The sequence below is a fragment of the Cupriavidus sp. YR651 genome (assembly GCF_900101625.1).
In the GTDB taxonomy this organism is placed as follows: Bacteria; Pseudomonadota; Gammaproteobacteria; order Burkholderiales; family Burkholderiaceae; genus Cupriavidus.
Genome location: NZ_FMYZ01000011.1, coordinates 106380 through 132024 on the forward strand (window position 1 = coordinate 106380; position 25645 = coordinate 132024).

Annotated in this window: 26 protein-coding genes and 2 pseudogenes; 12 read left to right on the plus strand and 16 right to left on the minus strand. The window is 59.6% G+C overall.

The window, feature by feature from the left end; all coding sequences use genetic code 11:
* The first annotated feature begins 8 nt into the window (after nucleotides 1–8).
* Together BLR29_RS24715 and BLR29_RS24720 are read left to right on the plus strand one after the other, a co-directional pair.
* Complete coding sequence (locus tag BLR29_RS24715) at nucleotides 9–623, plus strand: type 4 pilus major pilin (RefSeq protein WP_255371422.1); 615 nt, start codon at nucleotides 9–11, stop codon at nucleotides 621–623.
* Nucleotides 624–756: 133 nt separating this feature from the next.
* The gene (locus BLR29_RS24720) at nucleotides 757–1995 is read left to right on the plus strand and encodes an adhesin (RefSeq protein WP_092140567.1); all 1239 of its coding nucleotides are present in this window, start codon (nucleotides 757–759) and stop codon (nucleotides 1993–1995) included.
* Nucleotides 1996–2099: 104 nt separating this feature from the next.
* Here BLR29_RS24720 and BLR29_RS24725 read toward each other — a convergent pair whose 3' ends face one another.
* From BLR29_RS24725 to BLR29_RS24745, 5 genes are all read right to left on the minus strand, one after another.
* On the minus strand, nucleotides 2100–2918 hold the full coding sequence (locus BLR29_RS24725) for a hypothetical protein (RefSeq protein ID WP_092140569.1): 819 nt from the start codon (nucleotides 2916–2918) through the stop codon (nucleotides 2100–2102).
* 442 nt (nucleotides 2919–3360) lie between these two features.
* Entirely contained in the window at nucleotides 3361–3558 is a 198-nt protein-coding gene (locus tag BLR29_RS24730) for a YqaE/Pmp3 family membrane protein (protein ID WP_092140571.1), read from the minus strand.
* A gap of 261 nt (nucleotides 3559–3819) precedes the next feature.
* Nucleotides 3820–5040, minus strand: coding sequence for an RNA-guided endonuclease InsQ/TnpB family protein (locus BLR29_RS24735; RefSeq protein WP_092140573.1), 1221 nt, complete (start codon nucleotides 5038–5040; stop codon nucleotides 3820–3822).
* 105 nt (nucleotides 5041–5145) lie between these two features.
* Nucleotides 5146–6321: a FlhC family transcriptional regulator gene (locus BLR29_RS24740; RefSeq protein WP_176861056.1), complete on the minus strand. Its 1176-nt coding sequence runs from the start codon at nucleotides 6319–6321 to the stop codon at nucleotides 5146–5148.
* A gap of 10 nt (nucleotides 6322–6331) precedes the next feature.
* On the minus strand, nucleotides 6332–7540 hold the full coding sequence (locus tag BLR29_RS24745) for a hypothetical protein (protein WP_143018524.1): 1209 nt from the start codon (nucleotides 7538–7540) through the stop codon (nucleotides 6332–6334).
* Nucleotides 7541–8166: 626 nt separating this feature from the next.
* Here BLR29_RS24745 and BLR29_RS24755 point away from each other — a divergent pair.
* Nucleotides 8167–8475 carry a hypothetical protein gene (locus BLR29_RS24755; RefSeq protein WP_092140581.1) on the plus strand — a complete coding sequence of 103 codons (309 nt, stop codon included), beginning with the start codon at nucleotides 8167–8169 and terminating at the stop codon, nucleotides 8473–8475.
* Between the two features lie 95 nt (nucleotides 8476–8570).
* On the plus strand, nucleotides 8571–9005 hold the full coding sequence (locus BLR29_RS24760; protein WP_092140583.1) for a hypothetical protein: 435 nt from the start codon (nucleotides 8571–8573) through the stop codon (nucleotides 9003–9005).
* Here the strand turns inward: BLR29_RS24760 and BLR29_RS32965 are convergent.
* Complete coding sequence (locus BLR29_RS32965; RefSeq protein ID WP_255371423.1) at nucleotides 8994–9272, minus strand: hypothetical protein; 279 nt, start codon at nucleotides 9270–9272, stop codon at nucleotides 8994–8996. The two genes, BLR29_RS24760 and BLR29_RS32965, sit on opposite strands and share 12 nt — an antisense overlap.
* A gap of 228 nt (nucleotides 9273–9500) precedes the next feature.
* Between BLR29_RS32965 and BLR29_RS32970 the strand changes: the two genes are divergently transcribed.
* The 4 genes from BLR29_RS32970 to BLR29_RS24780 all read left to right on the plus strand — a co-directional run bounded on the left by BLR29_RS32970 (nucleotide 9501) and on the right by BLR29_RS24780 (nucleotide 11995).
* On the plus strand, nucleotides 9501–9782 hold the full coding sequence (locus BLR29_RS32970) for a hypothetical protein (RefSeq protein WP_255371424.1): 282 nt from the start codon (nucleotides 9501–9503) through the stop codon (nucleotides 9780–9782).
* 12 nt (nucleotides 9783–9794) lie between these two features.
* Nucleotides 9795–10319, plus strand: coding sequence for a single-stranded DNA-binding protein (locus tag BLR29_RS24770; RefSeq protein WP_092140585.1), 525 nt, complete (start codon nucleotides 9795–9797; stop codon nucleotides 10317–10319).
* 277 nt (nucleotides 10320–10596) lie between these two features.
* Nucleotides 10597–11676 (plus strand): DUF7146 domain-containing protein, encoded by a 1080-nt coding sequence (locus BLR29_RS24775; RefSeq protein WP_092140587.1) that lies wholly within the window; start codon nucleotides 10597–10599, stop codon nucleotides 11674–11676.
* 103 nt (nucleotides 11677–11779) lie between these two features.
* Entirely contained in the window at nucleotides 11780–11995 is a 216-nt protein-coding gene (locus BLR29_RS24780) for a hypothetical protein (protein WP_092140589.1), read from the plus strand.
* A 253-nt stretch (nucleotides 11996–12248) separates the two neighbouring features.
* Here BLR29_RS24780 and BLR29_RS32125 read toward each other — a convergent pair whose 3' ends face one another.
* Both BLR29_RS32125 and BLR29_RS24785 read right to left on the minus strand, forming a co-directional pair.
* On the minus strand, nucleotides 12249–12650 hold the full coding sequence (locus BLR29_RS32125) for a hypothetical protein (protein ID WP_143018525.1): 402 nt from the start codon (nucleotides 12648–12650) through the stop codon (nucleotides 12249–12251).
* Between the two features lie 11 nt (nucleotides 12651–12661).
* On the minus strand, nucleotides 12662–13666 hold the full coding sequence (locus BLR29_RS24785; protein ID WP_092140711.1) for a PRTRC system protein D: 1005 nt from the start codon (nucleotides 13664–13666) through the stop codon (nucleotides 12662–12664).
* A 1180-nt stretch (nucleotides 13667–14846) separates the two neighbouring features.
* Here BLR29_RS24785 and BLR29_RS24790 point away from each other — a divergent pair.
* The 3 genes from BLR29_RS24790 (at nucleotide 14847) to BLR29_RS24800 (ending at nucleotide 17148) form a co-directional block, all read left to right on the plus strand.
* Nucleotides 14847–16001 (plus strand): integrase domain-containing protein, encoded by a 1155-nt coding sequence (locus BLR29_RS24790; protein ID WP_092140591.1) that lies wholly within the window; start codon nucleotides 14847–14849, stop codon nucleotides 15999–16001.
* A gap of 142 nt (nucleotides 16002–16143) precedes the next feature.
* Nucleotides 16144–16707: a hypothetical protein gene (locus BLR29_RS24795; protein WP_092140593.1), complete on the plus strand. Its 564-nt coding sequence runs from the start codon at nucleotides 16144–16146 to the stop codon at nucleotides 16705–16707.
* Nucleotides 16708–16869: 162 nt separating this feature from the next.
* A complete protein-coding gene (locus BLR29_RS24800; RefSeq protein ID WP_092140595.1) occupies nucleotides 16870–17148 on the plus strand; it encodes an HU family DNA-binding protein in 279 nt (92 codons plus the stop codon).
* Between the two features lie 154 nt (nucleotides 17149–17302).
* On the opposite strand, the gene BLR29_RS24805 is transcribed toward BLR29_RS24800, so the two are convergent.
* The 3 genes and pseudogenes from BLR29_RS24805 to BLR29_RS32975 all read right to left on the minus strand — a co-directional run.
* Nucleotides 17303–18208, minus strand: coding sequence for a DNA/RNA non-specific endonuclease (locus BLR29_RS24805; protein ID WP_092140597.1), 906 nt, complete (start codon nucleotides 18206–18208; stop codon nucleotides 17303–17305).
* Between the two features lie 52 nt (nucleotides 18209–18260).
* The gene (locus BLR29_RS24810; protein WP_092140598.1) at nucleotides 18261–18851 is read right to left on the minus strand and encodes a hypothetical protein; all 591 of its coding nucleotides are present in this window, start codon (nucleotides 18849–18851) and stop codon (nucleotides 18261–18263) included.
* Between the two features lie 664 nt (nucleotides 18852–19515).
* A pseudogene (locus tag BLR29_RS32975) lies at nucleotides 19516–19839 on the minus strand (DUF5131 family protein); the annotation flags it as partial.
* 98 nt (nucleotides 19840–19937) lie between these two features.
* Between BLR29_RS32975 and BLR29_RS24825 the strand changes: the two are divergent.
* Nucleotides 19938–21029, plus strand: a complete 1092-nt coding sequence (locus BLR29_RS24825; RefSeq protein WP_092140602.1) for an IS630 family transposase — start codon at nucleotides 19938–19940, stop codon at nucleotides 21027–21029.
* Here the strand turns inward: BLR29_RS24825 and BLR29_RS24830 are convergent.
* The 5 genes and pseudogenes from BLR29_RS24830 to BLR29_RS24855 form a co-directional block, all read right to left on the minus strand.
* Nucleotides 21021–21485 (minus strand): annotated as a pseudogene (locus BLR29_RS24830) (DUF5131 family protein); the annotation flags it as partial. The gene BLR29_RS24825 and the pseudogene BLR29_RS24830 sit on opposite strands and share 9 nt — an antisense overlap.
* Before the next feature lie 463 nt (nucleotides 21486–21948).
* The gene (locus BLR29_RS24840) at nucleotides 21949–22320 is read right to left on the minus strand and encodes a hypothetical protein (RefSeq protein WP_092140606.1); all 372 of its coding nucleotides are present in this window, start codon (nucleotides 22318–22320) and stop codon (nucleotides 21949–21951) included.
* Complete coding sequence (locus BLR29_RS24845; protein ID WP_092140608.1) at nucleotides 22310–23539, minus strand: DUF1173 family protein; 1230 nt, start codon at nucleotides 23537–23539, stop codon at nucleotides 22310–22312. Before BLR29_RS24845 ends, BLR29_RS24840 begins: the two co-directional genes overlap by 11 nt.
* Before the next feature lie 11 nt (nucleotides 23540–23550).
* Entirely contained in the window at nucleotides 23551–25011 is a 1461-nt protein-coding gene (locus tag BLR29_RS24850; protein WP_092140610.1) for a 3'-5' exonuclease, read from the minus strand.
* Nucleotides 25011–25460: a hypothetical protein gene (locus BLR29_RS24855; protein WP_092140612.1), complete on the minus strand. Its 450-nt coding sequence runs from the start codon at nucleotides 25458–25460 to the stop codon at nucleotides 25011–25013. Before BLR29_RS24855 ends, BLR29_RS24850 begins: the two co-directional genes overlap by 1 nt.
* Nucleotides 25461–25645: the final 185 nt, after the last annotated feature.

Below are 25645 nucleotides of genomic sequence, written 5' to 3' on the forward strand. Positions count from 1 at the left end.
ATCCGACCATGAGCCAACACATGAATGACCAGACCGCTTCCATCGAGAACGAGGAAGCTCGCAACCTGACGCCGATGGCGAAGCGGCCGATTCGCTCGAACAGCAAATACGGTCGCCAGCGCGGTGCCGGCATTATCGAAGAGTACGGTATCTACCTGCTCGTCGCGGGTATCGTGCTGATCGCGGTGCTGGTCGCCTTCGCCCGGACGCTGACCGACACCGAGGTGCAGCAGTTGACGTCGGAATTGAACTCGGTCGTTGGCAAGACCAAGGCGACCTATCGCGGCCAGTACAACAAGGTCTCGATGACCGGCCTGATTAATAACGGTATCTTCAAAGACTTGACCACAATGACGGTGGCGGGCAATAACGTCATCGTGCAGCCGGGCGGCGCACAACTCGCAGTTGCGCCGGCGCAGCTGCTGAGCGCCAACGACGCCATCCAGTGGACGCTGTCGCAGCAACCCGATGCGGCCTGCAGCTCGCTCGTCGCGGCGTATCAGGGCAGCGCCGGCAAGATCGTCGTGAACGGTACCGTAATCAAGGCGGTCGGCGGCACCGTCGATCCATCGCAGATCTCCTGCTCGGGCGGCAATAACACGATCAACATCGTGGTGGCCTGACGGCCGGTCCGCCGAAAGCAATACGAAATTGGTGAGCTTTCGGCCGGCATTTCTACCCGAATAGGGTTCACAGTATTGGAGTCTGACAACCCGGCCGCTTCTGGCCGGGTTTCGCTTATCCGGAGAGCCAAAGATGCTGATGACCGATGCGGCGTTCCAGCTGACAATCTCGGCCGTGGGCCTGGCCACAATGATTTCCACGTCCAACAGCGCCATCGATGACGCCTTGGCCATGGGGACAGGCCAGTACATGGCTAACGTGGCCCAGGCGGTGAACACCTACGTTTTTGACAACATGACTGTCCTGGCAGGCAGCCCAGCCGGTCCCACGAGCATTACGGCTGGCAGTGTCACGGCCACGGTGCCGAGTCCGCTGCATCCGACGATCCAGGACCTCGTCAACCTCAAGCTGCTGCCGATTGGCTTCAGCGACGCAAGTCCCTTGGGTCTCGCTTTCAAGGTCGACCTGATTCCGACCAACTGCTCGGCAGGCCTGACAAATTGCACGATCCCGGGTCAGATGTACTCGACCACCGCATATCGTGACGCCTCGGGAAGTATTCGCTCCGACCTGATGGCGGCGGCGGTGCAGGCCGCGGGCGTGGACGGTGGCGCCTCGTATGCCGAGACGCCAGGTGTCATCACTGGCATGGCGGCCAGCTGGGCGGCGACGAACCCTCTACCCGGTGGCGCAGCCGGTGTGCTGATGATGCGCGTCGGCAATACATCGCTGCTTGCGCAGTCGATGAATCAGTTCTACAAGCGCGATGGCTCTCTGAACCTCACCGGCCCGATGGACGCGAACAATCAGGCGATGAATCGCGTCGGAAACTTCCAGTCGAACGGATCCGTGTCAGCGGCGGGAAACGTTGCGGCTGCCGCGAATGTCTCTGGAAACGGTGTCTACGGCAACTATGTTCAGTCGAACGGGAACGTCGTAGCAGTAGGACAGGTCGTGGGTAGTCAGGTGGCTTCTAACGGTAGTGTCACAAGTGCCGGGAACATGGTTGCGAGCGGATACTTGTATGCTGCTGGGGCTCTTGTGCCGTCAATCGGCGGCGGGCAACAGGTGATGGAAGGATGGGGCTGCGGCGATCCACAGGGTGCAATTCGGAGCGATCCGAACGGGAAGACAATGTCTTGTCAGAATGGTGTCTGGCGGTCGGCCGGAGGCGTTTCCCAGGGGGTGGTGGTTGGAATGTGGAGCGCCAATTCGGCAAATGGCCAGTATCACGGCTGGGGGCTATGCATTACTTGGCCGGGCGGAACTGGCTACGAGGCGGACGGTGGCTTCTACGGGAAGACATGTCCTGACGGGACGGTCCAATGGAAAGGCGGAGCGGACTACCAAGGTGGAGGCGGAGGCGGTTGACAAGGAACCGTACATGGCGCATTTCCTTGCACAAGCTGAAGGAAATGCAACCTAAGAAAAAGGGCCGGCAAATGCCGGCCCTTGCCCTTGGTAACTTCAAATCGTTACTGGCACTTCAGCACGACGACACCCGTAACATCGCCGCTGCTCGGTGTTGGCATCGCGTAGCCGAACGCAAGGTACGGCTGGGTCTGCGAAGTACCGAAAGTCTGTACGTGGTGGAGCACGCCATTGCTCTGAAACACGCCATTCAGGATCGTTCCAGTAACAGTCGCGGTGGCATGAGCGTCGGACCCGATTGTCACGTCGAGACTGATCGACTGCAAGGTTGGGCCGTTCAGGTCAATCACGGCGGTCGCTGAGTTCACTTTGCCGGGAGCGAAGTTGCCAGAGATCGCCGTTGGGTTGGTGGACGCCAGCAACGTGCAATTCAGCGTCTTGCCAATGCCAAGCACTTGCAGGAGCTTAAGCGGCTTGCCAACGGCATAGTGCTCGCCCTGATTTACGCTTGCGTTGCCGATGCTCGATGAGCCGTCGGTCCAGCGTCCGATTGCGTAATCGCCATTCCCTGCAACCTCCACAACCTTGCCAGCCGTCAGGGAGATGAGGCTATTGGCATCAATGCCCACCTGCGTATATGCGCCCTCGGAAGTTGCCTTCTGGAACTGTGCGGGGAAGGAGTTGTTTGCGATCGCCTGCGGCGCGGGCTTCGTCGACGTCTCAGTATGCGGCACGAACACCACTGCCAGCGGATCGCCGCTAACGGCGGTTGCCGTACCCTGGACCGTGATGGTCGGCGCAGGGGGCTTCGGTGCAGACGGTTGCTGAGTTGTCGGCGCACCGTCGCCACCGCCACCGCAGGCGGCGAGTGCGAGCAGGGCAGCAGCAGAAATCGTGGAGAGTGCGAGTTTGGTTTTTTGCATTTTTCTTCCTCTGATTGGAGTCTAGCGTCCGAGTGGATCGCTTACCTTTAGATTACCGAGTTTGATGCGATGTCAAGTCTCGGGAGAGTAGTAAAGGTTCGTACCGCAAGTCCGGCAGAAGTGCGCGCGCGTATAGGTGTGCTGACGCAGCGTTTGTGTGCCGATCTGATCGGAGTCGCACTTGCAGCAGCGTACTTTTCCTCGTTGCACACGATCCGGATTGCTTGCTTGGTACCAATCAAAGGTCTCGCGGTTGTACTTCACGAGCCTGCGCCAGCGCGGCCAAAAGGCCGCAAGTATGGCGCCCAGAACAAGCATCGGGAGCGCACTCATAAAAGCCCCGGCCCCCTGTAGAAGGGTCAGGACCACGCATACCAGAAGAAAGGCCCCGGTGCATGCGCAAGCGCCAGCGAACCAGCGTCGTAGTGCTCGGCGCATCGAATCATTTACCTCGCGAGTTCAAGGCGGCCTGGATCTTCCGGTCCGTCTTGTACTGACTGAGTGCGTAGGTGGACCAGATTGCGGCGGGAATCCAACCGATAATCGTGACCTGGAGAATCAGGCAGATGATGCCCGCGAAGGGGCGACCAATCGTGAAGAACTGGAACCAGGGCAGCAGGATGGCGAGGAGCAGGCGCATCGTCGTAATCGTCAAATGTGATAAGTCCGGGAGAATACAACACGGACCAAACTTGGATCGGCAGCGAGTCCTGATCCTTAACCCTTCTTACGAGGGGATCGCCGTGGGCGCAAATGCAACGACATTGCGCTTCTCACTTTTGCCATGCTGCGCCCACGGCCGAAGACCGGAAGTACACGCATCGTTGCAAATAGTGAACGACAAAGTCCGAAAGGTTGGCATCCCTCCTCTCCCATGCGAGAGAGAAGTCCTACGGGGATCCTAGCCAATGGAATCGGCCTGGATCGCTTCGGTGGGTTCCTGCTTCGTTGAGTGGCCTGACTGCACCGGCTCTCCACAGGCTGCGACGCGGTGCCCCCGCGCCAGAACGTTGAGCGCGCCAACGATGTCGGCGTGATCTTGATGTCCACAGGAGACGCAGGAGAATTCCGCCTGCGTTTTCCGATTATCCGTGCTCACATGGCTGCATGCCGGACACGTCGAACTGGTATTGGCGGGAGATACGGCAACTAGTAACCCTCCATTCCATGCCAACTTGTATTCCAGTTGCCGACGGAATTCGAACCACCCCTGGTCAAGGATAGCCTTGTTGAGTCCGGACTTTGCGCGAACACACCTCCCTGGCCTTGTCGCATTGCCGGACGATGATCGAGACATGTTCCCAACCTTTAGGTCCTCGATACACACCATCGCGTGGTTTTTGCTGATCGTGGTCGTGGCCTTGTGCAGGAAATCTCTGCGGGCATTCGCGATGTGAACGTGAATGCGTTGAACCCGTGTCTTCGCCTTCCTCCAGTTTCTGCTGAACTTCGTCTTGCGACTGAGTTGGTGTTGCGCACGGCGCAGCTTGGCTTGATGACGCTTGAGGCTATGTAGTGGTGCCAAGAACGTTCCGTCGCTCATAGTGGCAAACCGGGCGATGCCGACATCGATGCCAACTGCACTTGTCGACTGTGGCGTTGGCCTTTCAACATCACGTGCAGTTTGGATCGATACAAACCATTTGTCAGCTGTCAGAGATACAGTGGCATTGCGTAGTTCCCCAATCACAGCTCGGCTGTTTCGGTATCGCACCCAGCCGAGCTTTGGCAAAAGGATGCGACTATGTTCCTGGTCCAAGCGAATTGCCGCTTTGTTCGGATAGTGGAAGCTCTCACGAGCACCCTTCTTCTTGAACTTGGGATATGCAGCCTGTTTTGCAAAGAATCTTCTATATGCTTGATCCAGGTACTTCAAAGCATGCTGTTGGGAGCTGCAGGGGGCATCCTTGATCCAAGGATCTTCAGTGCTATGGCGCCACGCTGTGAGCTCCCTAGCAAGCTCGACGTAGCTGAGATGCTTCAGACCGCGCCCGTAGTTTTCCTTCTGCAACGCTAGCGCCTTGTTAAATACGAATCGACACGACCCTGCGAAGCGGCGCATGTTGCGCAGCTGTTCGCCAGTCGGTATCAGTTCGTATTTGAAGGCTTGAAGTCGTTGCATGGTTCGATCGTATCAGGAGTCAGGCATTGTCAAGAGCACTCGGCGTCCACGCTATCCTTCCCCGCCCTGAAGGACCCTGAAGGACGGGGTAGGTCGCGCACTGGGTCAAGTTTTCCGGCGTCGGCCGAGCTGATGATTGCCGAGCGAACCAGTGCAGCCGGGGCAGGAGAAGCTATGGCTCAGCTCGATCTTTGGCGCGGTGTTGGCAATGAGATAGGGCGTCCGGCAGCTCCGGCATGGGGCCAGGTCAAGGTCAGCGTCCGTGGACATCGTCCGGCAGATATGGCAGGCGCGATCAGACGAAATGCGAGAAGAGGGGCCGAAGAATTTGTCAAACAGATCGTAGGCTGCTACAAACGCTTCCGGCACATTCGCACCAAACGTCAACGCCATGCGGTAGAGCGTCACCATCATCGTTGCTTGCATGCGGTGAAGTGGTTGATCGAAGTACCACATCGTTGAGGTCGGCAGTTGTCCGGTCGGGGACGATTCGCCGTGGATTTCCTGAAAGAGCTGACGAGTCTTTGTGGAGTTAATGCCAAGAAGAGAGGTGACGGTCGACGCCCTGCAGTACTGACGGATCATCAGTTCGCTGTAGACCTTCTTCCGAAGCGGCTCCAGACGCAAGTTCGACCAGCTTTGCTTTGCCTCGATGCGATCTGCCCGGATGAGATTGGTTGCCAGGAAATGGTGGCCGATCACATCGGGCGTCACCCGTCGGGTTTCAAAGTCGAGCCAGAACCGTTTGCTGTCAAGGCGCCAGCGGAACATGGGGAAATCGACCTTCGAGATGGCCAAATCGAGTACGTGCTGCGGCAGCGACCGAAGATAGACGGCCAGTTCCTTGCTGATCCCGAGCAACGGCGCGGCAAGAATGCTGACATGCAGCAACTCCACGATCAGCCAAATGTAGTGGCGATTGTTGTAGAACATCCGAAGTTTGTCGTCGTTGTTCCATGCCGGAAGCTGGGCACGAAGGGCATCCACGGCGAGCGTAGTAGTGGTGCCTTCGGTCAGGCATTTCCAATCCTGCACATCCTGCAAGGTGGGCACGACGACAAGGAAGGGCGTTCCCTTTAGGTCGCGCTGTGTGGCTTCCGCCTTGCGCACCATTTCTACCTTTTCGCGATCGATGTGCAGGATGGCTTCGAGCTGCGGATGTGCACCAAGCGACTCGGCCAGGTGGTCGGTCAGGTGATAGTTGGCAGACCTGATGCGATCACAGGTCATACGCGTCAGTTGTAGACGCTCGAATTCCGCTGTTAGAGATTGCTGTTGCATGGACGTGGCTTCAGATGGGGTGCAGGGCGGAGCGAATGTCGGCATGCAAACGTGCGACGACGCTGTCGAGAACGGTGAGAGTGGGGCGGAACTCGGCGATGTTTCCGTCCATTTGCACTGCCAGCTGGGCCGTGGCGAAGGTGGACACAATCTGCTCAAACTGACTGACTAGGCTCGAAAGCTCATCGCTGGCGCGAGTGCGGCGCTCCAACACCGTTGAGCGCTCATTGATTTCGCTTTCGATGGCGTTGCGTCGGGACTGGATATCGGCAAGCTCCGTATGGGCTGCGCTGATCTGCTCGTTCTTTGCGGCAAGCGCGTCTTCGAGCGTTGCATAGCCTACGGGCACAACCGGAACTTCGACCGTTTCGGTGCGGGCGTTCGCTCTGGCGAACGCAATTCGCTCCTGCAATTCGCGCTTCTCGCGTTCAAGATCATCGATCTGCATCTGCAGCAAGCTGGAACTCGCATTGTGGCGCGTCATTTCCTCCCGAATGTGGCCGAGGGCGACACGATCGGCGTCTCGTTCGGTAGTGAGTTTCGCGATCTCACTCGTCAGCCGGCGGATTTCGAACTCCTTGTCGGCGTTGTCGGAGACAGTGTTCGCAAGCTCCGACGTCGCCATTTCTAGCTGGGCCGTAACGTCGATCACTTCCTCCTGCTTCTTGCGCAAGCGCTCGACGAACTCTCGAATGTTCTTGCGCTTGTAGCTCGGATCGTTTTCCTTGAACTCGATGACAGCGTCGATCTCTTCCGCGGTGTAGTCATTGCTGCGCAGGACCATTAGTTCGCCGATGTTCAGCTTTTCAAGCGCGCCGTTGTGGCTCAGAAAGCGGCGGTAAAGGTTAAGGTGTAGCTTCGCTTGGTTCGGGCGAATGTCGAGCAGTTCGTCGGCCATCTTGTTGAACTTGTCCCACCCACGCATACGCGCGCCCCGCGTGTTGCCGAACTCGTGAAGGGCAGACTGCATCGCGACATCGTGCACCAGCTGAAGGTCCGCGCCCATATCGAGCAGCATGCGTTCGATCTTCTCGCGCGTGCGCTGAATGTTGCGGATCGTTTCACACAGGCGGCTCACAAGGTCGTCGCTAATCGAAGGTCCCAGGACATCGCGCAGGATTCCTTCCATCCGCGCGACTTCTGGTGCAACGGGAAACTCGAGAACGTCGGCGTGTGGCAGCGCCAACTCTGTTGATATCTTTTTGTTGTTTTCAGGCATGTTTCGCTCACTCATAAAGAACACAACAACCAGCGTATCGACGGATGCGCGTTGTCAAGTCCACGGGGAGATTACGAAACGCTGGGCACCTGCGGCCGGCAGAAAGCTACGCTTTTTGGGGTAGCTTTTACCGGAAAGCTCGAAAAGCTGACTGTTTGTACTCGTCTTATCGGGGCGAAGTGGGGGGGCTGTAGGTATTTACCCCTACGTTACGGGGTCGATTTAAGCAACGGTAAGAGCAGACGTAAAATATATTAAATTCGCGCAGCATGATTGGTAGTCGGCGCGGCGGGTCAAAAGTGTGAGCATGCTCATGCTATTTACCCAGAAAGACGTATTGTTTTGGCGAGCTTTCTGCGGTCAGCGACGCCAAATGATGCAGTAGGATCATTGCAATTCCGCGTAATCGAACGCATCGACCTGCACAGATCTTGACCAGGCCATCTGGTTGAACCTGTCGCCCATCTCTCTTTCCCATTTCCCTTTCCCGGCTAGCGTGTTTGCGCCATGCACCAGGCATGCCGCAAGCGCGTTCGCGCGCCCGCAAAGGATTCCTTGCTCCCTGAGCATCGAATAATCGCCTGGCATCTGCCAGGAAATCCCTGCAACGTTTCTGGAGAGAAACCGTGGAATCCTTTGCCAACAACCTCATCAAGCGTCCTCTCAAGCTGTTCATGCTTTGCATGGTGCTTTACCTGGCAACGCAGTCGTTCGTGGTCGGTCTGTTCGTGGCCGTAGTCGGGCTGTCGTTCCTGTATCAAAAGGCGGTCGCTTGGAGTCAAGTCGTACCAGCTGCGCCGAAGGTGTCGACGCCGGACTACCAGTCCAGCTCGAAGCCCGAAGTGCAACAGATGTTCGTCCAACCTGAGCTGCAGTACGAACGCTCGGCTGTTGTGACGCCAATTCGTCGAACAGGAACCCACAATCGTTCCTGATCCAGCGCCGCCCACTTTCGGGCGGCTCTTCCACCTGTCGCGGGTATCCGATACCCGCCGACAGGTGGGTTCCGGGTATCCGTTCTGGAGACCCTATGGATACCTCCCAACCATCAGGATGGCAGTTGGACTTCTTTAGTGAAGCTGCTGCTATTGTTGTGGTCCCTCCTAAGGCAGAGCCGTTGCCAAATCCGTCGCTTTGGAGTGAGACGGTGCGGGACAAAATGGTTGATGCCTTGATCAGCCTGGCATGTGATAGCCGCCGAGGCGACAACATGCCTGAGTCGCTCATTGACTGCGCGGACCTGCTACGGGGACGGCTTCGAAACCAGCGCGGCCTCGATCTAGAGGAATACACGATGACGCTCGGCTGGATCTTCGGATACTGGCAGGGCGCGTTGCCATACACCTACGTCTGCGCAGTCAGCGGGGTAGATCCCGAGACCCTTCAAGACGTCATCCTCAATAATGCCCGCCTGAAGGCCGACCTCAATGAGGTGCGCCGGATGTGCTGCGGCTCACTCCTTTAAATCATGGACTGGATACAGATCCTGAAGCGTGTCGCGCACACGCTGAGCAGGCCAGCGCCTACCGATCCGGCGGGAACGATCAAAGTCGGGCAGGGTGGAGAGAACGAACGTCGGTTTAGCATCGGCGGCATCCCGCATCTTCTTCATCAAGCTGGCAACGAGGTTGCTCACTTCGTAGCGGTATTCGACCGTCGTATCGAGCGCTGTGCCCACGGCGACAAGCTCCTGCCAGAAGTTGTGCCGCGGTGGCACCTGGTAGAGAGGCACGAAGGCGCTTCGCTAGAGGACGTGGCCGAAGAGGTAATAAGGGCGCTACGCACTGCATCGGAAGGTGCGGGACGCGACCCTTCTCCCATTGCCGCTCAAAGATCGCACGCCGCCCCGTCACCACGTGGCCGAGAACGCGAAGTTGACGCTGACGCGGAAGGCCGTCCGGCTCACGGAAAGGCCACCCACTCCTCTTACGAGGTAGGGACGTTGCTGGCCTGGGGAGAAATGGAATTTCCCAATCGCAAGGCCGGCGGCAAGCCCACCTACACGTCATTCGCCGTCAAGCTTGAAACGAGCACAGGCGAGAGGACGTTGCAAGGCGAAGGACTGAAAGACGTCCTGGCCAGCACAGGGTGCAAGATCGGTGACCGCGTTGCCGTCAAGCGACTGCACAAGGAAAAGGTGCCCGCCTTCGACAAGAAGACTGGCCGCCCGCTTATGGACCGCGATACCGGACTGCAGAAGCTCTGGGATCGGTGGGTCTGGCAAATCAACCTCGTTCATTGAAAAGGAATCACCATGGCATCTGTCAACAAGGTCATTCTCGTGGGCAACCTCGGAGCAGACCCGGAAACGCGTTACCTCCCGAGCGGTGACGCCGTCACCAACATCCGCCTCGCAACCACCGATCGCTATAAGGACAAGCAGTCCGGCGAATTCAAGGAAGCGACCGAATGGCACCGCATCGCCTTCTTCGGCAAGCTTGCCGAGATCGCAGGTCAGTACCTGAAGAAGGGATCGTCCGTCTACATCGAGGGCCGCATCCGTACGCGCAAATGGCAGGATCAGTCCGGCCAAGAGAAGTACAGCACTGAGATCGTTGCCGATCAGATGCAGATGCTGGGCGGCGGACGCGGTGGCGCGTCGGGCGAGAGCGATGGCGGTGGCTACAGTCGACAGTCGCAAGACACCGGCGAGGAAGGTGGGTACGGTGCAGGAAACGGTGGTGGCGCCCAGCGCGGCCAGAGCCGTCGTCAGCAGCAGCCAGGCCCTTCGAATGGTTTCGAGGACATGGACGACGATCCAGACCGCATTCCGTTCTGAAAACACCTGCAGCGCTTGGAATTCTGCTCCACGGATGATGGAGCCCTGAACTAAGCGCGCGGTGTACCAATTCTTCATTTTTCAAAGCAACTGCGATCGGTCCATCCGATCGCAGTCGTCCTTCCTCTCTACCGTCCAACGGTACCTGCAGTAGCCCTCTTCCGAATATAGCCGCCATGCTGAAAAGACCTTCTGGCAACAGCCGGGATGTCTTTTGAGCAAACGTTCCTTCGCCTGTCTCAGGCATCGACCAACCTCTCCTAACCGGAGTCATCCCATGAAGAAACTGAGTGATATTGTTAAAAGCTGGACGTCCGCTCAATGGGACGCTCTGGTGCGCCAATACCTTCCAGCAGACGTCCTCACGGACAGATTCTGGCAAGGCAAGCCTGGTCCTTGCCCCATCTGCGCCGATGGCGACGACCGATTTACGTATGACAACAAGAACGGCCGCGGTGACTGGGTATGCCGAAAGTGCAATGCCGGCAGTCCCAAGGCTGGTGATGGCATCGAGCTGGTGTGCCGCTACACAGGCATGTCGTACCTTGAGCTGCAATGCAGGCTAAATGGTGAGCCATTGGAGCCCTTGACGTTGCCAGCGGCGCGCTCTGCGTCTGTCAAGGCGCGGAAGTCGTCGGATCCCGAGTGGAAGCGGCGACGTATCGCAAAGCAATGGACCGACGCTAAGCCTTTGGTCCCGGGAGATCGGGCACTACGCTACCTCGCGGCGCGTGTTCCCGGATTGTGTGCCCCTTTGCCTAAGGCATTGCGTCTTGGGCTGCAGGACTACCGTCACGACGACGTCGTGGTGGGTCGCTACTGGACCATCGTTGCACAGTTCACGCTGCCGGATGGCCGCATGGCCACTGTGCATCGGACCTCGTTGGACACGTCCAGACCTGAAAAGGCCACGGTGATTTCCGCCGACGGGGAGATTCTCCCGGCCAAGCGCAATGACGTTTCTGCCTTACCGCCTGCCGGCGGCGCGGTTCGCTTGATGGCACCACGCAACGGCGAACTCGGTATCGCGGAAGGGCTTGAGACGGCCTATGCCGCTTACATGCTGTTCGGCGTTCCGACGTGGTACTGCCTGAATCGTGTCCTGCTGAGTCAGTTCGTCGTCCCGGAAGGATTGGGGATTCACACGATCCACATCTTTGCCGACTTCGACCAGGTGGATCCGAAGACAGGAAAGTCGCCGGGCATGGCCGATGCGCTAACGCTGGCCAAGCGCTTGCGGGCGGCGGGACTCAACGTCGTAATCCACCGTCCGTTGGTGCGGGGCACGGACTTTTGCGATCAGTGGCGCACGGGCTACCAGCTGCGCGCCATGTCTGAAGCTGGCGTAACGGCCTGAACGATACACCGCCTCCGGGCGGTGCCATTTTTACTATCTGCCCTGTGGGTTCCTACCCACAGGGGCGGAATTCCGTATGGCAGGCACTCTAAGGAGTACTGCAATGCTGCAAAAGGGATTTACCGCAATCGTGAACAAGATGCACATCCAGGCCATGCGAAGCACATCGTCGTACGACGTGATGGCGGGCCAATCTGACGCGCAGTTCTTCGACGTGTTCCGTCGCGGGACTTCTGGTCAGCTGGTCCTGGTCAAGCGGGAGCGTTCGTTCGACTCCGCCTTCGAGTATTGCGTCAACCTGAATTCGGTTCTTCACTGAACCCACCCCATTAACCAAAAGGCCCAGCATTCGCTGGGCCTTTTTGTTTTGTGTCGGGCAAGAATCAACCGCGCTTGCGCACCCCCTTATAGACCTCCAGGGCTGATTGCAGAACGCAAAAACCAATCAATGCATAGAACACAAAGCGCTTTACATCTTCAGGGGTAGAGAGGTAATCCAACATTTAGGTCTCCTTCGGCTTGATGCATCCAGTTTGCCATATACGAAATGGAATCAAGTAGCTCGGACTGGCTCAAGCAAACTGGTCGGTGGCTGCGTTCAATGCTCCAAGGTCAAGATGCTCAAAATTCGATGGCGGTGATCCGGTCGAAGCCGGCACCGGGTCCACGACTATGCGCACAGCTGCCGGCGACGGCGCCATCGCCTCAGTAGAGGGAGGAGTAAGCTCCGGCCTGAATGGTGTCGCACCGGCGGGAACAGTTGCGTTAGCGGCAAGCACCGCTGCGGTCACCGTCGGCGGAGCCGGCAGGAGGGCCGCTTCAGCTCCTCCGTTGCCAAGTGCGTTAAGGCCGCAGGTTGCAAGTCGCTTCAAGATGAAGGCGCGATCGCGAGCGCTGGAGATACCGCGCAAGTAACGCAGCAATTCCGGCGTGGAATCCTCTGTCAACGTGAGCTTGATCTCCAGTTTGCTCATGCAGTGTCCCCTTATGCTGCTGCCTTCACGGCCTGGCGCGCAGAGCCGATCGTGTAGAACCCGCGGACATTGGCAAAGCACGGGGCTTCCATCATGTGGATCGTATTCCGCGGGAATGCGGCACGAATCGTTGGCGCGTAGAGGTTGGCGCCTCCGCCGGTGAGGATAATGGCGCGAATGTCGTCTGTGCGCCCGACCTTTGACTGGATCTCCTTGATGGATTGATTGGTCACAGCCATGGCTTCGGTGAGGTACGGACTTAGGTCCAGGTCCTCTTGGAAGTAGAGCATGGGCTTTCCCTCGCGCACGGATTTGTCGATGCGCTCGATGGCATCGAAGGGCTCGCCACCCTTAGATGAGGAGATGAGACTGGCAATCTGCTGGTGGACGCGAGCAGCGCCACCAGGCACACCGCCGCTTCGGGTGTCGTCCACCGTGTAGCCGCGCGCGATGATCCAGTCCATCGTGAAGTAGCCCACGTCGATTACAAGGTACGCGTTATCCGGGTCGTACCGCTTTCCACTCTGTTGCATGAACGTGAGCAGCGTTCCGAACGGTTGGGGAAGGGGCATCACCGACTTGATATCGACCTTTCCCCACCCGAAATCATGCTCGCCTACGAAGCGCTCTCGGAGATAGCCCGCGTACTTCTGCATGTTGTGCACCGGAAGGCCCAGGACCAGCCGTTCGATCTCGGCTGCCCTGGAGTAGTAAAGAGCGCCCGCGAGCAACGCGGCATAGTTCGGCGTGGTCACAAAGTCCTCAGAGAGCGTGCGTCCGGTGTTGTATGCACCGCTGATCGAAACCTCAGGGCCGACTTCATACCGCGCGCCGTCGATAACCACGTTGACGACGTTGCGCGAACGGAAGGGCGTGCCACTCGTAGGTGTCAAGCTCGTTGTGGCGGCTTGAGGCGCGAGAGACGGAAACATGGCGGTCGCGATTTCCGCTCCCACTGCGAATGCTGACTTTGTGTTGCCATAGCCGACATCGACTGCAAGGGTTGCGGCCTTCACCAGCTTCGATCCGTTCAATTCGTGTTGCACAGCTTGACTCCCAAAGAGGATGGATGTTGCCTAATTGCCAAACAACAGCGACCGGCATTGGTGGTGGTCGCCAGAGATGGCAAGTAGAGTTGGGACGCACATTTCGCTTGCTTGGTCGCTGAATCTGCCACGAAGTGGGACATTGGTCCTGTACCTGGCAGAACGTGACAGCAGCAAAGGCGTGATGCGGTGACTAACTGACAGCATGTCCACTGCAGTGACTCAATGTGTCGCCCCATGCCTCTAACTCTACTGGCGTAATGGTGAAGTCAAGTCGGCAAAAGCTCAGCGTTTATCGCGTCTTTCCGTTGTCACTCAGAATGATCGTGGTTTATTCTGTGGGCTCTTACCGCGTCCCCGACGCATCGACCTTGCCGCCATTGACGCGGCGCACCTTAGTACCCAGCCTTCAGTATTTTGGCTTTGCGGTACCAACTGTTCATGCCGGAAATTGAACCGGCTTTTTTTTCAATCAAATCAAGTGGACCGTGTCGGATAGTGAGGACACCGGACACCGCGATACCAAGCCGATTGGCGGTCTGTTTGTGAAAATAGACCGTAGTGCGGACGATTCCGAAGCCGGACACTGAACAGTGTCACGGGAATCTCCGCCGTAGCCTTACGCCCTTACAGCCACCTGGCTGGGTGCGGATCACGAAGCCCGACACACTGCGGCAGGGATGATCTGACTTTGGGGCGGGAAGCTGCTTTGCGTGCCGAGATACGGCGAACGCAGGCTTCTGAGCAACTATCGATCCGGGGGGCGCCACCGGTACCAGAACGGCGCAACAGGAAATCACCCATCACGGCATTAACCGCGGGCGTAAGGACGAAATCCTTGCGCGAGTGGATCGGCATCGCGAGATGCACCGGATAGGGTGGCCGCGCAGGCGGCACGCACGGCGAGAGCCTGTGTGTTCGCGTAAGCGGACGGTCACGACGCATTGCTTCCATGCTCAGGGCCGATCGGTTTGGCATCGCTAAAGGACCGGAAGAGTCGTAGTGGGACCGGCAGGGTGGGCCGGCAAAGCTGGGGTTGGTATCCCGGTACATCGAATGGGGCAGATCCGAATCGGGGTCGGCGCTGTCCTGTGAGCGGCTGTCTGTGCGACGGCCTTGCTGCGTGCGCGCGGCGAAACGGAAATGCATCATGATCAAGACCATCAACCTGCGTCCGATCCTCGACCAGTACAACCTTCCCGAAAGATTCAAAACGGAGTTCGCCATCCTGGCGACGCAAAATCTCCACCTACCCCATAGCGGCACGCGCGTTAGCGGCCGATCGCTGTCGCAGATGTCGCAGCGCCAAAGAATTCAGGCACTCCTAGCCATGTTCGTGGAGCTTCGCCGCGTCGGGGGAATGGCTGTGACGTCCCCTTATGCCGTTCGGCAAAAGCACGTTCGCTGGCTTGTTCGTCACTGGGTGGAAGAGCGCAAGCTGAACGTAGGAACGGTTGAGCTGCGCTTGACGCACTTACGAGCTTTTTTTGCGTGGATGGGGAAGACCAATGTTGTAGGCCGCATCGAAAACTACATGGAGCGCCCGGCGGACTATTTGCGCAGCTACGTTGCGAAGGAGGACCGATCGTGGGAGGGCAAGGGGATTGATGCCGCTGCAAAGATTGCGCAAATCGAAGTTACGGATGCGCATGTCGCGCTGCAGCTCAAGCTGGAGGCAGCATTTGGGCTTCGTGCAAAGGAAAGTTGGCGGCTGCGTCCCGCACTGGATGTCTTACCGTCCGGCATGTTGCACGTACACGATGGCACAAAGGGCGGCCGCCCGCGTCGGGTCCAGATCGAGTTCAGTTGGCAATACGAGCTGCTTGGTCAGGCAGCGCGGCTGGCCGAGTCCACCAATCCCGGTCGCGGCACGTTGATACCGGCGACCTATACGCAGAACCGGTGGAGACGGAGGTTCTACACAGTGCTCGAGAAGCATGGCATCACCAAGAATGGCGCAGGAGTCACGGCACACGGCTTGCGGCATCAGTTCCTGCAGGAGATGTATCAGCGCACGTCTGGCCAGGTTGCGCCGGTGAAGGGCGGCGGCAAGGTCATGGACCCGGACGCCCATCGCGCGGCGATGCAGAAGGTCGTGGAAGCAGCTGGCCACAGCCGTGCGACAAAGGCAAACGCCTACCTCTCCACGTACTCCACGCAACTATCGATCGGTCGTCCGGAGCCCACGCTGGATGATGTCAAGACCGCAATCGCCGCGGCTGGAGGCAATAAGGCGATTGCTGCACGAGAGTTGGGGATTTCGCGTACGAAGCTTTACCGGATTCTCGCTCGGGATAAAGGCTGAGAGAAGCTGAAGGGTACCGCGTAGTGCGAACGCGGTGATTGAATGGGCTGGAATAGGGTGAGCATGCTCACCCTATTTACTCGGTAAGGCGCATGTTTTATAGCGCATTTTCGGCTTTGGTTCGGTAGTAAAGGCTCTTTAAATGTATCTAGACAGGGCGTATTCGGACGATGACGTCCGTAAAATCCTGGCAACCGGCATTGCGCCGAATGCCACTTCGGAGTGGCCGTGGCTCACGACGCCCGCTGCTGGCGCCGATGCCTTGTCGCCACGGCGCCGTGGCTTCCGGACGGTGTGGGGCAGGATCACGCTTGAGACGTTCGAGAGTGATATCTCGCTTGCCGGCTACCTGGCGGAGGATCCGTTTTTCGACCTGGGGTTGCTCTGGGGCAATGGCGCCGCCGTGGGCACCAACTTAAGCGATCTGGTTTGCATGCACTTCGTGCGGATCGCCGATCTTACGATCAGCGCCGCGGGCTGGCACTGGGAGGAGGGTGACGAGGCCGGTCGGATTTTCCGGGTCTATGCGACTCTCCGAAAGTCCGACGATGGGCAAAGTCGTCGCCTTGGCCGGGCCATCGGCAGCGCCCTGCTGAGGGCAGGCATTCCGGAGCTGGCCGAAGCCTGTAGCCACACTGACTATCTTGCCGCGCTAAGAGATTTCGCGGAACTTCCAACGCGGCCTTGTCCGAATCAAGCGGGCTAAGCAATCGGTGCTGGGCGCTCGTCAAGCAAATGATATAAATGCCGCCGCACTTGGCACCTTCACAATCCCGAAAAGGTCGTGCTTTCGTGCCATCTTTCGAAGCCCAATTTGTACCGCAGCGTGGTTGAATCTACGGGCACAACCATTTATGGAGAATGACGCATGACGAAAGCTGAACTGATCGACGCGATTGCCGCAGGTGTGGACGGTCTGACAAAGAACAAGGCCGAGCAAGCCTTGAACGTAACTCTGGTCGCCATCATGGATGCCGTCGCCAAGGGTGAAACGCTGACCTTGGTCGGTTTCGGTGCTTTCAGCAAGGGACAGCGCGGCGAACGTACAGCCCGCAACCCGCGAACCGGGGAGGAGATTAAGGTCGAAGCTGCGAATACGGTGAAGTTCAAGGCCGGCCAAAAGTTCAAGGAGGCGGTGAACAAATAGGCGGCGCGGAGCTCGCTGCGATACACCATGACAGTGGCGCTAGCCGGTCGAGCGGTCGAGGCCGATACGCCAGGTTGGAGAAGGAGAAAGGCGCGCCCAGTGACGCGCCTTTCGTGTTCTTGGAAGGTACGTGCGCCTCGCCGTCTGTACCTCCCTACCTGGAGTAGGCAAGGAGTAGCGACGCCAGCGTTCCAGCATCGCGGACGAGATGTGTGATCTGGCCCGTGATGGCTTCCTTCTCAACGCGGTCACCAGAGACCAACCAGGCGAACGCAACCCGGCGAGCCGCTTTCTCGCCCGGGTGCGGCGTTGGTGGGGGGAGATCAATGGCCGTGGAGCGCATCGTCACGGACAGTGTTGGGAACGGATCGATCCCGGTGAAGTGGCGGAGTTCGTCGACCGTGATGACGCTGTACGCTGGCGTCGCATCATTGCGAGCGATGTAGGCCGCGGCGCCGGTGCCCGGGACATAGATTGCCTTCCAGATGAAATCAGGAATCCGAACGCGTCCGCCGAGCATCCTTGCATTGCCGACAAACGCGGGGCCAGTCACTACCTGGATTGAGCCGTACTGCCGCGCAAGCTTGCGGGTGGAGGTCTCTATGTGGCTCCAGGTGCGGCGATTCGAGACGCTATCCTGTGGCACTACGTTTGCGAGGCTGAAGCTCTCGGCTTGCGATGCCATATCCGGAAAGTCCCCGCTCGGAGCTAGGTGCCCGCGGTCGAAGCCAGACCGACGACCATAATCGGTCAACTTGGCCCGGTCCGCCTCGGGCAATCGGCCTTCTTCGTAGAAGTCGCTATCGCGTGGCAGCTTACGCGCCGCGTCCACTCCCTCGCGCGTAAGGCGTTCGGCTGACCACAGTGCTGTGCGTGTCTGACTCGAATACAGGACGGCGTAGCCCCGATAGCACAGTAGCTGCGTGCCACCGGTAATCTTGCCAACCGATGGTTGGCCGGTCCCGAGAACGTGGGCACATTGGGGCGACTGGGAATCCCTCGCTCCCGCGTAGAGCGAGGCAAGGGCCAGAATGGCGGCGACGGCGAGCTGGCGAATCATCGGGACTCCTAATAATGGAAGACCCTTCCAGCTTGACATGTGCTACGCGATGTCAAGGCTGCCAGCCGTCTGGCAGGCTGTCGATCGCGTTGCCGACGAACTCCTCCACGTCGGAGAATGGCCAAGCCTTGTCCGCCAGGGCTTCCTCGGCGATCTCAGCGGCCAATGCCGGAACAGGCTCGAAGCGAATCATGGGTGCGCCGTCGATATAGATGATCTTGGCGCGTCGCAGCAGTTTCCGATAGCGCGCGGCGTCGATAAGCACGGTCGCTGGTGGAGCGACGTGCGGGAGTCCATGGCCGGGCTGGGCCAGCGCAGAAGCCATGGCGGCAAACTTTGGGCCGTTGATTTCCCAATCCGTGGAGGTCTCTGCCAGCAAGCCGAGGAAGAACGGGATATCGGAGGGGGTGAGCGTCCGCCTGGCCAGCATCGAAATTGCTTGCCGATCGGCGGGCCTATATTCCACGCGGTGGTTCCAGATAGCGCGAAGCTGCTCGAATACAGTGTCGGGATCCGCCGCTTCAATCTCTATAGGCGGTGTGGACATGCCACATTCCTCGCAGGCAATCAGGGCCTGAAGGCGGCCGGCAATGTACATGGCAATGCCGTCGCAGTGGGCGCAATTGAGCAAGCCGCTGGGCATGGGGATATCCGAGTGAAAAGCCGGAATTATGCCTCGTAGCGGCTTGCGCCAGATCAGTGCTCGTTCTGGACCCCTCCATAAACGGGCTCATTGATCGCGAGATAGCGCGTGGAAGTGCTTAACAGGCCGCGTCGGGCAGTGCCCTGGAATCCGTGGAGCATGTCGCCGTGGTCGCGCAGGGCTTGGCCGATCTGCCAGAACTCGTTTAGCCAGTGGCCTTCAGGCCCCTTTGGGCCACCCTGTCGGCCGGTGGCGATGGCACCCCGAATGGCAAGGACGGTTTCGGGCTCGGGATACTCTTGTTCTTCGTTGCTGTGCTGATCCATCGGAGTAGTAGAAAGGTATGAGAAATCATCCCGCCGCGCGGGTCAGGGCGCGCTGGCATGCGGCGGCCACGTCGAGCGGCGTTACAGGGAAGGCGTCGTGCAGAACACCATCGAGCAGTCGACCTGCCACCTTCTTGCCGACGCGATGCATGACCGTGACGGGAAAGCGTCCCTCGTCGCGCGCGCATGAAATCTTCGCCGGTTTTGAGCGACGTGCCGTGCCGGTCGAGACAGATCCCTCCGTTGCCCCAGGTTGACGCCTTGTTCACCCACTGCTGGAAGGTGTCGAACGTTCTGAAGACTGGCTCGCCGTTGCTGGTCAGCACGGCGGCGGTGTGCCATTCACCCCATTGCTTCAGTAGGAAGGGTACGCCGGCCGCCGCGCATTGGTCGCGCAAGCTACGTGGCCACGCGGGGTGCATGTGGCGCGCCAGAGGCCCGCTCTCGCCGCCGGCGATGATCCAGTCGATGGAGCCCGGGTTGTAGTCGTCGCCGGACGTGTGCAGCAGCTCGCCAGTCAAGGCGGAGAAGACGTCGACATGGCCGAGCAGCGGTTCCATGGAAAGAAACCGGACCCGGGCGGGTACGCGCAGTAGCTTCGGGATATCGCGATCGGCTTCGGCCTGGGATACCACGGTGGCGCCGAGCCAGATGTCGGGTGGGGCGTCGCCTGCGATCCATGTGGCTAGTGTCCTGTCCCGCAAATAACTGGCATTAGTCTTGCATCCCGTTTCGGCATTTTGGGAACGGAGATATCGCGATGATTACGGGCAGACCGAAGGCCGAATTGGTGTTGAGCGAAGATGAACTCGCGCAGTTGCAGGCGTTCGCGCGCAGCCGGTCGTTGCCTGCTGCGTTGAGCAATCGGGCGCGCATCATCCTCAGCAGCGCCGACGGTGAACTCAATAGCGCGATCGCCGAACGGCTGAAGATGAGCAACGCCACGGTCGGCAAATGGCGCGCGCGCTTCATTGCACGCCGAATCGCCGGTCTGTATGACGACGTTCGCCCGGGGGCCCCGCGCACGGTCGACGACGAACGGGTGGCACAATTGATTCAGACCACCCTGCATACGAAGCCGGCCAACGGCTCGACACACTGGAGCGTGCGTGCTGTCGCGGCCGAGACCGGCATCTCCAAGAGCAGCGTGCAGCGCTACTTCCAACTCTTCGGGCTGCAACCTCATCGTACCGAAGGCTTCAAGCTGTCTACCGACCCGTTCTTTGTCGAGAAGCTGCGCGATGTGGTGGGGTTGTACCTGAGCCCACCTGAGAACGCGCTGGTGCTGTGCGTGGATGAGAAGAGCCAGTGCCAGGCACTGGAGCGCACGCAGCCGATGCTGCCCATGGGATTCGGCTACGTCGAGGGCGTCACGCACGACTACAAACGTCATGGCACCACCACGCTGTTTGCGGCGCTGAACATCCTGAATGGAGCTGTGCTGGCGCGATGCAAACCGCGCCATCGCCATCAGGAGTTCCTGTCGTTCCTCCGAGAGATCGAACAAGCCGTGCCCGCTGAGCTGGACATTCACTGCATCGCCGATAACTACGCTACGCACAACCACCCGAAGATCAAGGCCTGGCTGGCAGCGCGTCCACGTTGGCACATGCACTTCATGCCGACCTACAGTTCCTGGCTCAATCAGGTCGAACGTTTCTTCTCCCTGATTACTGATAAGGCCATCCGCCGCGGCTCGTTCACCAGCGTCAAACAGTTGGTCCAACGCATCGATCATTTCGTGACCGCTTACAACGCGGACTGCCAGCCGTTTCGCTGGACTGCTACTGCCGACTCGATTCTCGAAAAGTTGCACCGACTTTGCTCACGTATTAGTGGGACAGGACACTAGCCACGCCACCGTCGGGTTCTCTGCACAGTCGGCGCGGGCCATCAGCACGTTGAACGCCTCCGCCAGTCTTTTCGAGACATTGCCGACGCGTTTGGTCAGTACCAGCTTGTCGAGGTTCGGCGTCTGGCGCCAGACGTCGAGCACGTCGATAAACCACTCGATTGGCACCTCGTTGTCGAACACGTCAGCCAGACTCGCGCAAAAAACTCGCTGCCGGCGTCCATGCACCGCGGCAAAGGCGGTGTGGGCGGCGTTCCAACGAAACGGCTTGCGCCAGTTGGTTGCAGACGTGCGTCGCCTCGGCGCGCCGGGGCCCCAGTTGGGCGCCTGGCCACCGCCAAAGCGAGCGTTATGGCCTTCTGCATAGCAGTGATCGCAGCCAGGGCCAACCTTCTGGCAGCCTTCCCAGGGATTCCAGGTATGGTCGGTCCACTCGATCTTGGTGTTTTCGCTCATGTGGGCATGTCCTCGAACAGATCCATGGTGCGGGTGTCGCGCTCGGGCGGAAGGTGTTGCGGCGCGTGCGGGTCGTTTGAGCCGCAAAGTTCGCAAACGCCGCGCCCGACGCTTACAGGTTCATGCGGAAGCGTGCCGCGCTGCTCAACGTCCTGGGTGGCACGTGCCTTCGTGGATGAGATACGGCCGGCAGATTTCATAGTGGTTTGATCGCGAGTACAGTCAAATCAGCGTATCGCGACGTGTCTGAAGTCAAGGAACGGGGGTGGCGCAATGTGGACGTGCACCGAATGCCGGCTGTCCGTGATGTTCTCGGCGGTCGATCCAGAATTTGACGAGCGCGGTTTCTTCTTCACCTGCAAGGGCTGCGGTCATAGAAATCCGCTTCGGCGCGTAGGCCAGACTGAGCGAGGGGAGGGCGATCCGCTCTGTCTCGTTCAAGTCGTGGACGTCTAATCTTCTCTCAGGTAACGGCCGCTTCGGCGGTGAATGCGACCGTCGACTCCGACGCCAGTCCATAGCGGATGGCGGCTTCGCGCAGTTGGTTGGCATCGACGCAGTCGTGGGAAAGGGCGACAAGAACTTCCTGTGCGAACCCATGAAGCGCGGCCAGCTCTTCTCCAATGGGGCCGTGCGTATAGAAGTACAGGCCATTCTGCATGCGTCGCACGGCAGTCGTCTCACTGGCCATCCGCCGCAGCAGCGTCTCGGCCATGTCCGGGCCAATGCCCAGATGGCGCTGCAGGAGCGCCACAGATGCGGCGCGGTGCTGGTGGACCAACGCCAGCGCCTTACGGAACGAGGCTTCTGCCAATACGGCTCGATCAGCGTGCATCGGGCGTTCTGGTGCCAGCAGGGGGAAGCTGCACACTTTCGATTGGTTTCGCCACTGCATCCCACTCAATGAACGGGAGGCCTGCAGAACGGTAGTGCTGGCGCTTGGCCGCCATACGCGCGTCGTATTCGGGGTTGCCGGTCATACCTAGTACCTCGATGACGGTCTCGGGCTCGATGTCGGTCAGCACGAAATCGGGATGCACCTCCGCACGGCCAACATTCCGCAGCGGTTTGCGGAAGGCTCGGTGCCGGGCGACCAGGTGATCCGCCATCACGACCTCGTGGGACGAATCGCAGGGCAGGAACTGGCGGTTTGCCAGCATAGCCGCCACGTCAACCACCGTCAGATAGTTCGAGGGGGATTTCTCAACGAGGAGAATGGCAACGCATCGCTGGTCAGTTTTTCCGATGCCGGCCAGAGCCGTGCCGAAAGACTTCTGCAGACCCTTATAGTGAGGCCCGGACATGAAGAATCGCTGCGTGCTCTGGCGCAGCACGATCTTGCCGCCGTACTGGGTGGCCTCGTGGGACTCGATCTCACCAATCACGATTCCGCGCGGGTTGCCCGCCGACGTCGGTGTGAGGCGGCCCTGCCAGGCTTCGAACTCGGCCAGGATCTCGCCCTTACGGGCTGGATCCCATCGCCGCATCACGTGCAACAGGCCGTCTGCCGCCTTGCCATTGATACGGCAGTCGGAAAGCTCCGTGGTCAGCTGCGACCAGCAGGCGCTCCAGCCGCGTGAGCCGGTACCGCCCCAGACGTTGAGGCCCGCCTGCTCCCACGCATACTCGAGAAAGGCGAGGAGGCCAGCCGATCGCCGTTGCGCCTTCGTCCGCTGGCCCGTGGCCGCTCTTTGTACCGCCTTGGCCGGGGTGTGGGTGCTGACGGAGAGGGTGGCGTCCAGTCGAATGTCATGGTGGCCGTCGCGCATGCGGAAGGCGTCGAGAGTGTCACCTGTGCCAGGTGTGCCTTGCGCATGACGGTGGAACGGGCAGCCGCCGGCGTGATGATGAGCCTGCTCAGGCCAGCGAGCCAGGAGGAAGATGTCCCGATGGCGGCGTATGACCAGCTTTGGTCGCGGCCGCACGTCCACGCATCCGCATTCGGCAAAGCCCTGGATTGTCTTCGCACGCTCAAGCTGCCGCGCATAGCGGCCGGGATCTTCCATCACATCGTCCAGCGGAAATTCGCTCCCGCCGATCCGCACAGTAATCATGGATGCTTCTCCTAAACTCCGGCGTCCCGGAACATGGCACCGAGATCGCGCCGGATTTCGCTCACGTTGAGAACACGCTTGGCGCGGGTCATGGCTACGTAAAGAAGGCGCTTCTCTTCGGGTGTCATCGTCACCTCGCCTTCCTCGCCGGTCTTGAACTTGAAGTCGCCAGCGAGATAGACCGAATCGAATTCCAGACCCTTGACGCGATGAGTTGTCGAAATGACGTAGTCCGCCTCCTTCTCCGGGCTGACGCGCGTAAGGATGAGCCGCAGGTAGTCCACGCCTTCGCTGTCGATCAGCTTCACCAAAGGCTGCAGGTCCCGCCCGGCTAGTGAATCGGCGTAGTCCTGGACCTCCTCCCACGTCTCAAATAGGGCAAGGGATGCCGGATAGGAGATCCGCTCGCCGCGCATCAGGCGCTCGGCGCCATCTGCGAAGGCACGCAGCTCGTCCAGCTTGGCGCGGACGGCCACGCGGTCACCGCGGCCAATGCCTTGCGCGAGATGCGTCAGCACGGTGGCGTTCTTGCGGCAGAGAATGGCGTCAAAGCGGTCCTGGCCTGGGAGCGAGTCATACTGGATACGGGATTCGAGCTGGCCTTGTCCACGGACGGGGATTTCCTCGTCCATAAGACGGAGCATGCGGCTGGCCAGCTGCGCGATGGCGGGACCGAAGCGAAAGGATTCGGTCAGGGCGCATTCGGGCGCCTTGATGAAATCCATGGCGTTCACGGCGCCGCGCCATTCATAGATCTGCTGGTACGGGTCACCAACGTAGACCACCTGACACTGCTGGGCCCGGAGTACTGAGAGCATCAGGCCGTCGGCATCCTGCGCTTCGTCGAACAGGATGAAATCGGCTCTGATGCTGGGCCGGCTCAGTTGCCACAGCTTCAGGTAGACATCGTGGTTGATGGCACCAGCCCCTGCCGGATCGATGTATTCCTGCCAGAGCCGCTTGACATGGGGGAGTAGCGCTGTGCGCAGGTGCTCCGCTTCCTCTTCCTTGATGATTGGCTCAACCGGGATGTGCCACGCGAGGGGCTCAGGCTGGGCGGACCGACAGAAGCGTGCGACGCCGTCCGCGACCATTCGCGCAACTTTGCTGGCGCTCAGTTCCAGATCCTTGCCGATACTGGTTGGCAACCGGAGGGGGCCGAGACTGTAACGCACGGCCAGGTGGTGCGCCGGCTCTAAGGGGTTGTCGAGCTTGCGGGTAATCTCAGCGCGCGTCGCGGCACGGGCAACGGAGTGGGCGGTGCGGCATTTCGTATTGGTCGGGAACTTGCGGGCGGCATCATCAGCAATGTCCCGGTTGAACGCCATGTACAGGCCGCGATCGCAGCCGCGGGCCTGGGCAGCAAGCTTGAGCGTCGACGTCTTTCCTGCGCCCGCGTAGGCTTTGACCTTCACCGGGCCACCGGCCTTGACAGCATGAACTACCGCTTCCTGCTCGTCGGTCGGCGTCATCAAACGATCTCCAGCGCTGTCTGTTCGGGCAGCATCGCGAGCACGCGCTTGCGGATGGCCTTTTCGTTTGCGCGGGCGGCGGCCACGCGTCGCTCATAGTCGCCGCTTACGTTGTCGACGATGTAGGCGTAGTACAAGGGGGTTGTGGGCCCCGTCCACTCCAACCATTTGGCGCGAATTTCGGCTTGCAGGTCGCCCGTGAGCGAAAAGTAGACAGCGCGTTTTTCACGCCAAATCCTGGCGTGCAGGGTCCGCGTCGTTCGCTCCAAGTTGTCCGACCGACGTTGACGGCGGGCGACTTCGTCGTCGGGGGTATGCTGCTCGCCTGCCACGTGGTCCGGAAAGAGCGGGTAGCGGTCACGCTCGCGCTGCTGCTTGCGTGCGAAGGCGGCTTGGCGGCGGGCGTTGAAGTCGATGGGGGTATGGCGGTCGAGGCGGCTAAAGCGCATGGCAGCTTGGTATCGAATGGTCTAAGACCAGCATACCGGCGCCAATTCAAAGTCAAGCCGCCGGCGGGCGATGTTCGCCGAGTACCATTTTCAAGGCTCTGCCAGCCGGCATTGGCGGTGAAAGCTATACAATTTCACGCGTGTTTTACCGGAACCCCATGACAAACGCCCCCGTACCGACTGTC